Annotated in this window: 15 protein-coding genes; 4 read left to right on the top strand and 11 right to left on the bottom strand. The window is 55.3% G+C overall.

Features of this window, described 5'->3' with window-relative positions; translation table 11 throughout:
* Nucleotides 1-7 precede the first annotated feature (7 nt).
* The 3 genes from FPV09_RS09120 to FPV09_RS09110 are packed head-to-tail and all read right to left on the bottom strand — an operon-like array spanning nucleotide 8 to nucleotide 2,220.
* Nucleotides 8-961 carry an AAA family ATPase gene (locus FPV09_RS09120; RefSeq protein ID WP_148883164.1) on the bottom strand — a complete coding sequence of 318 codons (954 nt, stop codon included), beginning with the start codon at nucleotides 959-961 and terminating at the stop codon, nucleotides 8-10.
* On the bottom strand, nucleotides 930-1,382 hold the full coding sequence (locus FPV09_RS09115) for a hypothetical protein (protein ID WP_148883163.1): 453 nt from the start codon (nucleotides 1,380-1,382) through the stop codon (nucleotides 930-932). The genes FPV09_RS09120 and FPV09_RS09115 overlap by 32 nt, the downstream gene beginning before the upstream one ends.
* Nucleotides 1,369-2,220 (bottom strand): DUF4129 domain-containing protein, encoded by an 852-nt coding sequence (locus FPV09_RS09110; protein WP_148883162.1) that lies wholly within the window; start codon nucleotides 2,218-2,220, stop codon nucleotides 1,369-1,371. Before FPV09_RS09110 ends, FPV09_RS09115 begins: the two co-directional genes overlap by 14 nt.
* A gap of 68 nt (nucleotides 2,221-2,288) precedes the next feature.
* Here FPV09_RS09110 and FPV09_RS09105 point away from each other — a divergent pair, with 68 nt between their 5' ends.
* A complete protein-coding gene (locus tag FPV09_RS09105) occupies nucleotides 2,289-2,783 on the top strand; it encodes a DUF2118 family protein (RefSeq protein ID WP_148883161.1) in 495 nt (164 codons plus the stop codon).
* 4 nt (nucleotides 2,784-2,787) lie between these two features.
* Here FPV09_RS09105 and FPV09_RS09100 read toward each other — a convergent pair whose 3' ends face one another.
* Nucleotides 2,788-3,084: a hypothetical protein gene (locus FPV09_RS09100; RefSeq protein WP_148883804.1), complete on the bottom strand. Its 297-nt coding sequence runs from the start codon at nucleotides 3,082-3,084 to the stop codon at nucleotides 2,788-2,790.
* Between the two features lie 125 nt (nucleotides 3,085-3,209).
* On the opposite strand from FPV09_RS09100, the gene FPV09_RS09095 reads away from it, so the two are divergent.
* Nucleotides 3,210-3,707, top strand: coding sequence for an FKBP-type peptidyl-prolyl cis-trans isomerase (locus FPV09_RS09095; protein ID WP_148883160.1), 498 nt, complete (start codon nucleotides 3,210-3,212; stop codon nucleotides 3,705-3,707).
* On the opposite strand, the gene FPV09_RS09090 is transcribed toward FPV09_RS09095, so the two are convergent.
* From FPV09_RS09090 to FPV09_RS09070, 5 genes are all read right to left on the bottom strand, one after another.
* Complete coding sequence (locus tag FPV09_RS09090) at nucleotides 3,675-4,589, bottom strand: type II secretion system F family protein (protein WP_058939281.1); 915 nt, start codon at nucleotides 4,587-4,589, stop codon at nucleotides 3,675-3,677. The two genes, FPV09_RS09095 and FPV09_RS09090, sit on opposite strands and share 33 nt — an antisense overlap.
* A 5-nt stretch (nucleotides 4,590-4,594) precedes the next feature.
* Complete coding sequence (locus FPV09_RS09085; protein WP_148883159.1) at nucleotides 4,595-5,659, bottom strand: type II secretion system F family protein; 1,065 nt, start codon at nucleotides 5,657-5,659, stop codon at nucleotides 4,595-4,597.
* An 11-nt stretch (nucleotides 5,660-5,670) separates the two neighbouring features.
* Nucleotides 5,671-7,500 (bottom strand): CpaF family protein, encoded by a 1,830-nt coding sequence (locus tag FPV09_RS09080; protein ID WP_246112344.1) that lies wholly within the window; start codon nucleotides 7,498-7,500, stop codon nucleotides 5,671-5,673.
* A gap of 87 nt (nucleotides 7,501-7,587) precedes the next feature.
* On the bottom strand, nucleotides 7,588-8,370 hold the full coding sequence (locus tag FPV09_RS09075) for a hypothetical protein (protein ID WP_148883157.1): 783 nt from the start codon (nucleotides 8,368-8,370) through the stop codon (nucleotides 7,588-7,590).
* A 79-nt stretch (nucleotides 8,371-8,449) separates the two neighbouring features.
* Nucleotides 8,450-9,895, bottom strand: coding sequence for a DUF515 domain-containing protein (locus FPV09_RS09070; protein WP_246112258.1), 1,446 nt, complete (start codon nucleotides 9,893-9,895; stop codon nucleotides 8,450-8,452).
* A 76-nt stretch (nucleotides 9,896-9,971) separates the two neighbouring features.
* Here FPV09_RS09070 and FPV09_RS09065 point away from each other — a divergent pair, with 76 nt between their 5' ends.
* Both FPV09_RS09065 and FPV09_RS09060 read left to right on the top strand, forming a co-directional pair.
* A complete protein-coding gene (locus tag FPV09_RS09065; RefSeq protein WP_058939285.1) occupies nucleotides 9,972-10,304 on the top strand; it encodes a TIGR04076 family protein in 333 nt (110 codons plus the stop codon).
* The gene (locus tag FPV09_RS09060) at nucleotides 10,261-11,334 is read left to right on the top strand and encodes a GTPase (RefSeq protein ID WP_148883156.1); all 1,074 of its coding nucleotides are present in this window, start codon (nucleotides 10,261-10,263) and stop codon (nucleotides 11,332-11,334) included. The genes FPV09_RS09065 and FPV09_RS09060 overlap by 44 nt, the downstream gene beginning before the upstream one ends.
* Here the strand turns inward: FPV09_RS09060 and FPV09_RS09055 are convergent, their stop codons facing one another.
* Both FPV09_RS09055 and FPV09_RS09050 read right to left on the bottom strand, forming a co-directional pair.
* Nucleotides 11,335-12,585: an ABC transporter permease gene (locus FPV09_RS09055; protein ID WP_148883155.1), complete on the bottom strand. Its 1,251-nt coding sequence runs from the start codon at nucleotides 12,583-12,585 to the stop codon at nucleotides 11,335-11,337.
* A gap of 1 nt (nucleotide 12,586) precedes the next feature.
* On the bottom strand, nucleotides 12,587-13,618 hold the full coding sequence (locus FPV09_RS09050) for an ABC transporter permease subunit (RefSeq protein ID WP_148883154.1): 1,032 nt from the start codon (nucleotides 13,616-13,618) through the stop codon (nucleotides 12,587-12,589).
* Nucleotides 13,619-13,646 lie beyond the last annotated feature (28 nt).

The raw sequence follows: 13,646 nt of genomic DNA, 5'->3' as shown, positions 1-13,646 counted from the left end.
TTTCACCTCACTCAAATTTAGGAACCGGAACGCGCTCGAGGAGCTTCCCCATTATGCTCTCCTGGCTCACCTTGGTGTACCACAGCTCACGCTTGAGGATGAGCCTGTGGCTCAAAGCCGGAACGGCAACGGCTTTAACGTCGTCGGGAATAACGTAGTCCCTTCCGTTGAGGGCTGCGTAGGCCCTGGAGAGCTTGAGCAGGGCCAGGCTTCCCCTGGGGGAGGCACCTATCTCTATCTCCTTCTTGTCCTCCCTGATGGCCGTCACGATGTCGGTTATGTACTCAAGTATGGCGTCGCTGACGTAGACCTCCTCGACCGCCCTCTGCATCTCCACGACCTCTTCCGCACTCAAAACCGTCCGAACGTCCGGTTCCTCCTTCTTCCTGGCCATTCTCCTGCGGAGTATCTCTATCTCCTCCGCCTTCGAGGGGTAGCCGACGCGGAGGCGGACGAGGAAGCGGTCGAGCTGGGCCTCCGGGAGCGGGTAGGTTCCCTCCTGCTCTATCGGGTTCTGCGTGGCTATGACGATGAAGGGCTTGGGCAGTGAGTAGGTGTTCCCCTCTATCGTGGCCTGCCTCTCCTGCATCGCCTCGAGTAGAGCGGACTGCGTCTTCGGCGGGGCGCGGTTTATCTCGTCCGCTAGGAGTATGTTAGTGAAGACCGGCCCCTTCCTGAACTCGAACTCGAGCGTCTTCTGGTTGAAGACCGAAACGCCGAGTATGTCGCTCGGGAGCAGGTCGGGCGTGAACTGGACGCGGGTGAACTGGACGCCGAGGGCCTTGGCGAAGCTCTTGGCCATCAGGGTCTTGGCAAGCCCCGGCAGGTCCTCCAGCAGGACGTGGCCGTCGGCGAGTATCGTGGTTAGGATAAGCCGCAGCACCTCGTCCTTTCCAACTATCGCCTTCCTTACCTCCCCAAGGACGGCGTTACCTTTCTCGTGTATCTCCTCCACTTTCATCCAAATCAGCCTCCACAATCTTAAGGGCCTTCTCAAGGTTGTCGAGAAAATCCCCCTCCGAGCGGAGCGTTCTTATAGCGTCGTTCGGGTCCGTGAGGAGTGAGTGATAGATTGAGTTGTAGTCATCGGACAGGGTGGCGTAGATTTCGGCTATCTTCTCCTCCACCAGCGAGCGGGCGACCCTGCCGGTTCTGGCCTTCCGGAGGAGGGAAACGGTTCTATCCACGTCTGTTTTCCTCTCAACCCTCTGTTCGCGGTCCCGCCTCCGCCTCGCCACGTTCATCTCGACACCGAACAGAAAGAACGCCATCACTGCCCCCAGGAAGAGAACGGCCAGCCACCTGACCAGGTAGGAGCCGGCCAGTGTGGCCGCGAGCACCAGGACGGAGCCTATGACGAGGAGGACCTTATGAAACTTCATCCACAGCACCCCTCATCTTTCTGTAAAGTTCGAGCGCCTTCTCCGCATCCTCCCACGTGACCTTCTCCGGGGCGTACTTTGCCTTTTCAAAGAGCTCCGTTATGCCCCTGAACGGCTCCCTGAAAATTTGAACCCTCTCCGCGTGCTCCCAGTGGGTCCAGCTCTCCCGGTAGGGAACGCCAAGTATCTCGAGCCAGAGGACGGCGTTTTTGTATATCCCGACAACCGCCTCTCCGGGGTCGCTGAACATGTCCAGGCCCAGCTCCTCCACCTTCCTGTCGAAAAGCTCGGCCTTAAGCCTCATCTCCTTGAGCTTCCTCCTCCTGAGGGCCTCGCGGTAATAGGTTACGGCGAAGTAGGACAGCCCGGCGAGGAACAGAAGCGCCGCGCCATAGAGGATGTAGCTCGAGGGAATCCCTGTCGATGGGGCGCTGGAGGCCGTCTCATTGTGGTAAATCGGGGCCGGAGGGACAACGCTGCCGTTGGCCGTCGTGCTGTTAAGGGATGAGTTGAGGGTGGAGTTCACGGGGGGAGTGGGATTCGAGCGGCCGATGTAGTAGAGTATCCCGGCCGCACCGGCTATCGCGAGCGCCCAGGCCAGCAGGTAAGACCTGACGTGAACAGGGTACTCCGTCCTGCCCGGGGAGAGGTCCCTCCAGCTCAGGAGCACAAGAAAGATGACCAGCAGGGAAACGGCAACGATTGCGAGCAGCAGAACGCCGAAAGAAGGGGCCTCACTCCGCTGAAGTCCGGAGTTTTTAACGCTGTAGCTCATCATAAGGGTCATCAATGTGAAGAGCAGGGTGTAGAGTGCTGCGAATTTTACCCTGATGGACATTTTTATCAAGAGTAGTACGAAGGGCAGGTTTAAAAGCTTTTACCCCGAGGTAAACCTTGGGTGGTAGCATGGAGAAGATGCCGAGGCTCTACGTGGAGGCTCCCGCGGAGGAGTGCATCAAAGGCGGAAAGGTCACCAGGGACTGTGCGATAATCCATGGGGGCGTTGAGGTCTGGCTGGAAAAGGGTGAAGGGGTTCCCGACTTCGTGGAGGCAGAGAGGGCGAAGTTCCTGGCGAAGGAGGTCTACGACAGGTTCTACCTCTACGTGGACGGAACGGAGGGAAGGATGCTCGCCGACGCGATACTAATTCTCCCCGACGGGAGGACCAGGATATACCTGAAGAAGGGCGACGAGCTGCTCATCCTCCCCGTGGAGGGCTATACAAAGACCATCATAGCCAACGTTGGCAACCGTGTGAGGAGAGGAGACGCCTTCGCGGCGGTGACGACGAAGAAAGGGGAAGTCCACTACCTCAAGCCACCAAAGACGGGAACCGTCGTCTTCATAGACGAGATAACCAACAGGCCGCACTACGTGTACTACATCCTGCCCGAGGAGTGAGGGGTCACCCCTTCCCCATCCCCGCCATCATGGCGTCTATGCTCGACTTGAGGGCCAGCTTTATGCCATCCAAGGTGTCCATTCCCTTAAGTGTCCGGGTGTTGTGGGCGCTGGTTATGATTATCGACCACTTGTAGAGGTTCTCCTTAACCGGAACGCTCTGGAACATTGCGATGAACTTCTCCCCCTCCACAGAGGCCTCGAGTATCTCCACATCCGTCTCCCCCAGCTTCGTGGAGTAGACTTCCCTAACTTCGAGGTTTCCATACTCCTTACTCAGCATGTCAGAAAGGTATCCCATGTCAATCACCGGCATTATATAGTGCAACATCCTTATATACCTGTCGTGCCTTCCGAAAGGGACACCAAAAGCGTTATAAGGCGCGGGAGTAACCCCCCTTGAAGACAGTTTTGGAGTTGAAGGAAATGAAGATTGAAGCTGGAGATTTTGTGGTGTTCCACTACATAGGCAGGTTTGAGAACGGTGAAGTTTTTGACACGAGTTACGAGGACATCGCCAGGGAAAACGAGATATACGTCGAGGAGAGGGAGTACGGCCCGCTCGGCGTCAATGTCGGTGTCGGCGAGATAATTCCCGGCCTCGACGAGGCGCTGATTGGGATGGAGATTGGCGAAAAGAAGACCATTACGATTCCGCCGGAGAAGGCCTACGGTATGCCCAACCCGGAGCTGGTCATAGACGTTCCCCTCACCGAGTTCACCAACATAGGGATGGAACCGGTCGAGGGCATGTACGTCATGACCGACTCGGGGATAGCAAAGATAGCCAAAGTCGGGGAAGAGAGCGTCAGCCTCGACTTCAACCACCCGCTCGCCGGAAAGACCCTTGTGTTCGAGGTCGAGATAGTGGAGATAGAAAAGGGGAAGGACTCAGAGTCCGAAGCCACCGCTGATGTTGAGTGACGAGACGCCTTGATAGACGGCCACACCCACAAGCATCAACATGAGGCTGTACTTAAGCCCAGCGGAGTACTTTCCTTCTCTTATTACCCCAATTCCAAGGCCGGAGATAAAAGCCTGAATGACAACGAAGCCCAGGAGTATCAGTTTGATAGTGTCAACCGGGAGCACCACCATGTCCGTTCCCATTGTCTCCATGACCTTATAAACGACCGCGAGTATCATGGGACCTATGAATCCACTGGTTATTATAAAAAACATCATCTGCATGCCCGTGGAAGCCTTGCGCTCCTGTCTGATTCTGAGTATCTCTCTCACGTCGTTGCCGACGTAGACCAGAACATCGCTCATAGGGGCACCGCGCTCTAGGGCCTCAATGATAATCATCATCGATCTGTACAGGACCACCGATTTTCTGTTCCGAATTGCAAAGGCCCTGAGGGCATCGACGGTGGGACGGCCCTTCTTTATCTCCGCCACGGTCTTCTTAAACTCATCAGTCAATGCCCCGAACTTGGCCGTGGTAAGCTCCTCCAGCGCCTCCGAGAAGGATATTCCAGCACGGAGTGAGCTGGCAAGGTAGAAAAACGCATCGGGAAGGTTCTTCTCCATCTCCTCAACACGCTTCATGACTTTCCAATAGGGATACCCAAAGGCCATACTAAGGAAGAGGGCAATGAACGCGGCCACAGAGTAGGGCCATGTGGACACCATCTCCACAAGGAGCGCACCAATAATACCGAACAGGATGGAGATAACCAGATACTCAACAGCAAGGAAGTTCAATCCCGCCGAATAAATGAATATCTCATAACGCTTCACCCACTTCTGGGGAAGGATCCGTTGAAACGCAGAGACCAGCAGAGACGTTATTCCACGGGGCATGCGGATCACCTGGGTTCTCCCTTCTTGATCATGCTTATGATTATGAACGACACCCCCGGAAACGCGAAGAGCAGTATCACCGCGAGGGCCTCTGGGGGCATGACGAGATGCTTGGACATGATGGAACCCGCCAGTATAGCGACCACGAACATCGTGGGCATGACGATGGTAAGGAACATGTAGACGAAGGATATACCGTTGACTTTCTGGACGTACTCAACCAGCTTCATCCGGTACTCAAAGGAGAAATCCTCCGCCATTTTGTAGAGTATCTCGGAGAGATTGCCGCCAAACTTGACCGCCCTCAGTATCTGCTTAACCACCCTGCTAACGCTTTCGGACGCCATTTTCTGCTCAAACTTGGATAGGGAGTCTTCAAAGGAAGAACCCGCCCTCATCTCCATCAGTATAAACTCAAACTCCTCGGAGATCGGGCCGTAGTCAGCCTTGGACACCGAAAGCATGGCCTCCGCGATACCGACGCCGGCACTGAGCAGTGAGGCCATATGCCTGAGGGCGTAGGGAAGGGCACGTTCCACCTCCACCACGCGTCTCTTCCACACCATGCGGGGGTAGTGCCTCATGTACATGAATCCACCGATAAAACCAAGGACCGACAGCAGGACTATTATATCGGGTGTCAGGTAGAGCAGATATCCAAACAGGGCAGAGAACACCGCGGAGAAAATAGCCACCAGGAGTATGAGGGCGGTGTATTTTTCCTTGGGCGTTGTCATGCTGGCACGGTAAAGGTCCTCATCCAGGCCCCGGAGGGATTTAGTAAGGGACTCTATGGGACCCTTAAAGTAGCGCAGCATGGCATCCGCAAGCCTGTCAGAGAACGGGCGCTGTATTTCCTGCTTCCGCCACTCCAGAATTTCTTCAAGCTGCTTCTCCCTTTCCTCCTCCCGCTTTTCAGTTTCCATCTCCTTCTGGAGCTGTTTGAGGGCCTTCAGTCTCTCCTGAACTGACCTGCCCTCCGGTATCCTTCTGACGGGCCTTTCCGCAACCTCGATAGTTTTTCCCCCGAGGCGCTCGAGGAAGTTGACAAACGCATCGAAGACCCCCATCGACATCACCTTCAAATCAAAGTCCTTATCTGCCTGCTCGTCTCAGTGCTGCCCTCGGCTTCGATTTTCTTCAGAAGCGACTCCTCGTCTATGTAGAACTGCCTGATGTAGTAGCCAACCTTCTCGATGCTCCTGATGCCTCTTTCAATCATCCAGTCAAGGATTATCTTTCTCTTCTCCTTCTCCAGTTCCAGCTCGGAGACGCTCATTCCCGTGTGGTGGGCGAGGAGATTGAGGGTTCTGCTGGGGACGCCCGTTGATACGAGCTCGTCCTTGGCAGGATCGTACTTGTAGAGCTTGTTGAGCTGTATGCTCTCTCCCTCAACCCCCGATATCTCCGCTATCTCCGTGATGCGCCTTATGGTGCCCTTCTTTCTGCTGTGGAACCTGACCTGCATGATGATTATATCCAGCGCCGGAATCATAATCCTCGGAACGGACATGGGAGGGCTCTCAAGGCGTATTATTGTCTCGCGGGCACTGTTGGCGTGGATTGTACCCATACAGCCATCATGTCCCGTGTTCATTGCCGTGAACATCGTCCTCGCTTCGGGACCACGAACCTCACCAACGATGATTCTATCCGGCCTCATACGGAGGGTGTTCTTTACGAGATCGTCCATTGTTATCTCGCCCTTGCCCTCAACGTTGGGCGGTCTCGTCTCAAGCCTCACCCAGTGCTCCACCGGGAGCTGGAGCTCCGCGGTGTCCTCTATGGTGATGACGCGCTCGCTCGGTGGAATAAACATCCCGAGTGAGTTGAGGGTGGTGGTCTTACCAGAACCAGTACCACCCGCGACGAGGACGTTGGCGGGCTTGACACCAAGTCCATCGACAAAGATCCAGAGAAGGGCCGCTATGTCGGTGTTCATAGTGCCGTATTTGATGAGGTCTATGATGGTGAGCGGATCCTTCTTGAACTTACGGATGGTTATCGTCGGGCCGTCGAGGCTGATCGGCGGGATTGTCGCGTTCACACGGCTTCCATCGGGAAGACGGGCATCAAGGAGGGGACTCTGCTGGTCTATCCTCCTGCCGACCTCCCTGGCTATGCGCTCGATGATGTTCAGTATCTCCTTCTCCTCCTCAAACACGATGTTGGTCTTGCACATGTTAAAGCGCCTGTGCCAGACGTAAACCGGCCTGTTGGTTCCTATGACCATGACTTCCTCAAGGTTGTCGTCGCGGACGAGGGGATCCAGCTTGCCGTAGCCTATCATGACCTGAACTATCATGTCGGCGAGTACCTCTATCCTGCCCTCCGAGAAGTGGGGGGCCGCAGACTTCAGCATTTTCCTGATGGCGTTCATGAAGACCCTTCTCCGTTCCTCCGGATTTGGAAAGGCGGTGGGGTCTATCTGGAGCTCCGTTATTGCCCGTTCTTTTATGAGGCGGAGAAGTTCCTCCTCCTCTCTGCTGAGTTTAGGGAGACGTATTTCATATATCGGGACGGGTTCCCCCTTAACCCGCAAAATGCGAACGTTACCATAGGCATCGAGAACCTCAGCCTTTCCAACGTACTTTGTTTCCTCCGCGGGGGGGAACGTGCTCAATATATCCTGAAGGGTTGAGGGGGGTGGTGATGTGGATTTCGCCTTGGGCTTGGGCTCCTCCCTCGGCGGTGCCGTGGAGAAAATCTCCCCCAGAAGGTCCGCCCCTGTGGGGCGACTCTGAGCGGCTTCCTCGGGAGTGGTGGGCTTGCTGAGTATCTCCTGAAGGTCTATACCCCCACTTCCCGCAATGGGGAACGGGGCCTCTGGGGCCTCTTTTTCACCGGACTTCTTTCTCTCAGGTTCTTTTTTTTCATCCCTAGGAGCGGTCTTTTTGCTGGAGGTCAGCATATTCTCCAGTAGGTCATCCTCACCGTTCAGGATTTCATCTATCCAGGAGGTGGGCTTTTTCTTCTTCTCGTCATCAAACGCCAACTTTTACAGCCCCCCCGCGCTCCATTCAACACGGTAGGTTATCTCCACACCGGTTCCCGTTGTGACGACCCACACAGGCAACTCGTATGATTCATTCGACGGGAGAACCTGACCTGGCATTCCAACACTGACACCGGTAAGAAGCGTTGGAGTGAGCTGGAACATCCCCTGCGGCATCTGAACGCTGTTTTCTACGTTCACAGAGCGCCTCCCTGTTCCGGTGTATTCAAAAAGTGCGTCCACATACTCGCTGTAGTCCATGGTGTAGTTCGGAGTGAAGTCGTACATCCTCCCATCAACGAACACAACCGGGACGGTAACGGCAAAGAACTTCTTGAACGTACCCTCATCCCCCGAGTACACGTTGAACCTAACGACTCCCTGGTACTCCAGAATACGGATGTGTCCATCGACGAGTGGGAACATTGAGAGCGCCGAGAGCTGGGATGGGGAGTTAAGGAGAGGAGGCACAACAACACCGCAGCCGATGGAGGTACCATCGGTTCCCCCACACGTAATAGACGGGAGAGAGTATGACTCGGTTTTGGAGACCCTGACGTTTATCACAACGGTTTCGTACGGCATAATCCATATGCCAGGATTGTAGTTAAGGTTCATTCCCTTATCTATGTAGAACCCAAGGTCCGTCTCATTGTTCCCGCGCCGGTAAACGGTTATATTGTACGCGGGATTGAGAACAAGAAACTTGGGAAACGGGGCGGTGTTTACAAGGGTAACGTTAAGGTCGATTAGAACATCACCCTGGAGTGTGCCTGCGGCCCGCACTTGATAGTGGCCAGGCAGAGCCGCAAATAACGAAATGAAAAGTAAAAGAAATGCCGCGGGGCGTTTCACGGCTATCACCTCACGTCGATACTCTGACAAGGTAAAGGGAGTTCTGGTTGGCCAGCACGTCCGGGACAAATATCGAGGGAACTTTGACTATAACGAGCAGCTGGGTGTTGTGGTCAATGGCCTCCAATGACGTGTCTTTCTCGAGGTCAAGAACCTTCCATCCGTACGCACTGAGCTGCTGCTTAACCTCCTCGCTGGCCTGTATCTTACCGGCAGCTATTGCTTTGAGTATCTCCGCCAGGTTCACGCTGTAGGAGTAACTGCCAGACGAACTCTGACTCACTGACTGGCTGTTGGTGACGGAGTCACTCGCACTGCTGCTGTCAGATATCGAGGCTCCACCCGGGGAAGCGGATGAGGAGTGGCTCTCACTGTAAGTGGTCGATGAGGAAGTGGAGGAGGAACTTGACTGACTCTGGGACTCACTCACCGATATCGAACCTGACTGAACCGGCAGGAGGACAAGCTCAAAGTACCCGTCAACCGTCGTTGTGTTCTGACCCTGGATAAAGAGTTTTATTCTGTCACCCGGCGAAAGGAACGCACCGTTTATGTTTCTCTTGGGGAGGACAAGGGACATCTCCACCCACTCAACCTTCACGACGTTGTACTTCATAAGCTCCTTATAGTCCATAATGCCTCCCAACACAGCTTTGGCATCAGCCTTAGTGACCATCTTCTTGGAGTCGCCGTACTCAAGTATCACATCCTGTCCGGGGAGGGCGTCAATACGCCAATAGTAGTAGTCCCTCCACACCTCCAAGAGGTACGGGTCGGCCTTTATGGAGTTGACCTCATCAACGCTGGTGGCGGACATGACGCGCTCCTTGAGGTCGTTCATGTACGTTACAGTTTTGGTGCGGATGTCATCCGGGAGGGGCATCGAGAGAAGCGGCTGGAACTCAAGCTCAAGGAGTTTTAATTTCTGCTCCTTTGTCCGGTTCAGCTGCTTCTCCAGCTCCACCCGATGGAGTTCATCGATACACGAATTGTACTCACGCAACGCAATGTCATAGCTCCCCTTAACATCAACGGCATTGAGTTCATCAACGGATTTGGCGTGAAGGATTTGGTCGAGCAGCTGGGATTTGATAGCGTTGGCTTTGGGGGAGCAGTTGGTATTGTTGAATATATCGGGCTTGAAGTAGAGGTTAACCTCGGCCAGTTTTTTGTTTCTGGCGTTGGTAAGTTCCTCGGCGGCACGGTTTTGGAGATAAATGTAGGCGCCAACTGATGTCAGAATTAGCACAATTATCACGATAGAAACTCCTATTAGGATCCTCTTCCTCCGCTCTTTCTCGCGGATACTACCAACCGAACGCGGTCTCCGGGAGGGTTTTTTAGCAGGGGCGGGTTTGGGGGCCACGGGGGGCTCTGGTTCGGCGCTGGCTTTACCCAGCTCCCTCAAACGGCGAATCTTCGCCTCGATATCCTCGGACACGTTGAGCACCACCATCAATCGTTATCATAACTGGCTTCTTATATCGAATAGTTTTTTGAACTTCAATCTTTATTTAGGTTTCGGTGAGTGTATGGAGCGGTTAGAGATTCGCGTAGTAGAAATCCGGGGAAAATGTCCCGTTTTTCATGTTGGAGACAGGATAGTGGTTGAGGGGCCCAGGGTGAACCTGGATGAAACGGACGCAATATGCACCCATGCATTCGCATCGCTGCTGCCGTACATAGTTGCGCTGCGAAAGGGTATTAAGCCGAGTGAACTAGGCCTAGGCAGGGGAGAGAAGGCATACGTTCAGTGCCTCGACCCGGGGCCGCCGTACACGGACGGCGGCACCGTAATCTTCGAGATAACGGTGGTGAGAGATGAAGGCGAGAAAGGCGTGGAGAGTGGTGAGGGAGGTAGTTGACGAGGCCGACGTTATCGTCGAGGTCGTCGATGCCCGTGACCCCATAGGAACAAGGAACCGAAAGCTTGAGAGGCTCATCCTGGAGGAGGAAAAACCGCTCCTCATAGTCATGAACAAGGCGGACCTGGTACCAAAAGAATGGGCCGAGGAGTACAAGAGAAAGAGCGAGATACCGGTGGTTTTCATCTCCGCCCGTGAGAGGAAGGGAACCGGAATACTGAGGAGGGAGATAAAGAGGCTCGCCAGGCCGCTTTTGGATGAGAGGGAAAAGGTCAAGGTGGCCCTCATCGGCTATCCCAACGTCGGCAAGAGCACCATAATCAACACCCTGAAGGGAAAGAAAGCAGTTGGAACCGCCCCGATTCCCGGCTACACAAAGGGTAAACAACTGATAAAGCTGAGCAAAAAGCTATGGCTCCTCGACAGCCCCGGCGTCATCCCGATAGACGACTTCGACGAGCTGGTCATCAAGGGGGGCTTCCCCGCGGACAAGATAGACGAGCCCGTCAAACCGGCGCTCAAACTCATCAGGCGTATTCTGGATACGAGGAAGGAGGCCCTCACCGAGAAATTCGGCATCGAGGAGTTTGAGGGCGAGGAGGAAATCCTCCGGAGGATAGGAGAAAGGAGGGGCCTCATAAAGGCCGGCGGTGAGGTCGATCTGGAGGAGACGGCGAGGTGGTTCCTCAGGGAGTGGCAGACTGGCAGATTCACCCTCTTCGGGAAGGAGAAACAGGAAAAAGAAGAGTTCACCCGGGACTTCGAGGATGTCCTTGAGGGAGTTGAAAGGGACCTCCTCCTGGACCCGAGGAGGATACTCTGGAAGTACGGCGACGAACTGAGGGAAAAGCTGGACGGCACAAAGCGCGTGGGGATACGGGAGATAGAGGGCTTTACAGTCGGGATAGCCACTGGCTTCAAGAAGTGCGACGGCGGAACAAAGCTCCTGGAGCGGCTGACAGGCAAGCACGTCCTGGCGAGCGAGTGCTTCGGAAAGAAGTGGAAGGGTGTGGTGGCGATACTGGAGTAGCTAACCGGAGCCAGAGGATACAAAGGCCAGACCGGCGCTCAGAACCGCCATGGCGAGGCCGGGAGCCACTATCCACCACCAGTAGCCCCCGTAGAGCGCCCCCTGGTTCATGGCCTCTATCATGAACGACCCCCAGTTTGTGCCCGGAATCAGGCCGAAGAACCCAAAAACCGAAACCAGCGCCACTATCCTGGCCAGGAGTATGGTGGAGTACCTGAGGGAGAACTCCCCGACCGGCGGGAGTATGTGCCTCCTCAGGACCCAGAGCGTGCCGGCGCCCATGCTCACCGCGGCTTTGACGTACTCGTTCACCTTCTCCCTTATCGTCATCATTCTGACCGTCTTGGCAAACTTCCCGAGGGTTAGGAGGGCGACGAAGAACATGAAGAGGACGGGGTTTATCCTGACCTGCTGGCCGTAGCCCTGGGTGGAGAAGAGCCAGACGAGGACAACGAGTATCGGGAGCATCGGCAAAGCGACGAGAACCTCCAGGAGGAACGTTATGAACTCACCCAGGGCACCGCCAACGTAGCCCGAAATGAGACCTATTAGAACCCCCAGGGCCACTATTATGACGGTGGTGAAGAAGGCCAGGTAGAGGGTGTTGTTCATTCCCTTGACGAAGCCCACCCACATGTCCCTGCCGTAGGAGTCCGTGCCGAGGAGACCGTAGCAGGTTCCGAGGATTTCAACGGAGGGTGTGGCGTTTCCCACTAAGCGAACCTCAAAGACGTACTCTCCGTTGAGAGTCGCCATACTTCCGTCGCGGGAGAACAGGAGTTCAGTGGCGGAGAAGAGAACGTATCCAGCTTCGCTGAGATTGAGAACGTCGGAAAGTGAGGAAACAACTCCCGTGCGCATGTTGGTGTTGAGGCTGAGGTTGCTCGAGGTCGCTATACCGCCGTAGAGGGGCACTCTAATCCCGTCCGGCCTCAGAACGCTTATCTCAACCTCCTCACCGTAGGGGAGGCCGTAGAACCTAACGTCGCTCGGTTTGTCGTGGTAGGCATGTTCGTAGGAAAACCTGTAAACTGAGGAACCGTTCTCCTCAACGAGCGACGGCTCCAGGAAGACCGTGGGAGTTCTGTCGCCGAATAGGGCGAACCACGAGGGATATGCCATTCGCGGGTTGTCCTTCCAGTAGTTGAGATTCTCCCAGTTGGCAATGTCCTCATCGCTCACGCCTGCGTTCGAGAAGGCCACGAAGAGCGCGAAGATTACCAGTATCGCCACTCCAGCTTTCCGTCCCATTTCAGCTCACCCTCGGATCGAGCAGTCCCTTGGTCAGTTCGAGCAGGAGGGAGAAGAGGAACGTTATGGTGGCTATCGACAGCGTTACGACGAAGAAGAGGCGGTAGTCGAAGCGCACCACCACGCCTATGGCCGGGACTATGGTCCTGACGAAGCTGGCCCTTAGGAGGGTTCCAAGACCGCCGAGGCCGAAGAGGACGTCGATGACTATGTAATCCGTGAACATCTCCACGAACTTCTGGACCGTGAAAGAACTCAGGACGATGGAAACGTTTCTGAGGACGTGCTTCCTGTATATCAGCCCCTCGGGAAGGCCCTTGGCCCTCTCGGTGAGGACGTAGGGCTTTCCAAGTTCGTTCCTCACCTCGTGGGCCACCGTGACCACGAACTCCCAGACGTAGACGAAGACCAGCGTGGAAACCGGGAGGACGAGGTGCCAGAGGACGTCCAGGAAACCCTCAAAGCCCTCCTTTGGTGGAGTGCTCCTCAGGCCGGCGATGGGAAGAACGCCCAGCTCAACGGCGAAGACCGCTATCAGAACCGCACCTATCCACCAGGAGGGCAGGCCGTTGAAGAAGCGCGCCAGGCCCTCAACCGTCCCAAGGAACCTACCGTTCGCCAGCCTAAAGCCAAGGAAGAGACCCAGGAGAAGGGTCAAGACCATGGCCAGCCCCATGACGGCGAGGGTCACCTTTATGACGTGGGCGAAGTCGTACTTGGGGTTCTCGCGGTAGTAGTCAAAGCTCTTCCTGAGGAGGTCTATCCCCATGAGGAGAAGGTTGTCGGTTTCGACTCCCTTTGCCTTAGTGAGTATTCGGTAGTAGTACTCATCGACTGTCAGGCCCTCCCTGGTGGCGTTCCTCTCAAGCTCGGCGTAAAAAGCCGGGTTGGATTCGCGGATATTAAGAACAGCCTCGTGGGCGTACTCCCAGGTCAGTTTGTTCGAGCTGGCGCCGGCTACCAGAACGATCACTAGGAGGACGCCAAGGTAAACCGCCACCAGCCGGGCGAGGGTCCTGATCGGGAGTCTCATTGCTTACCTCTCCTATGCCAAAAGTTCA

The organism is Thermococcus aciditolerans, assembly GCF_008152015.1.
GTDB classification, from domain to species: domain Archaea; phylum Methanobacteriota_B; class Thermococci; order Thermococcales; family Thermococcaceae; genus Thermococcus; species Thermococcus celericrescens.
This window is presented reverse-complemented; position numbering and strand designations above follow the sequence as displayed.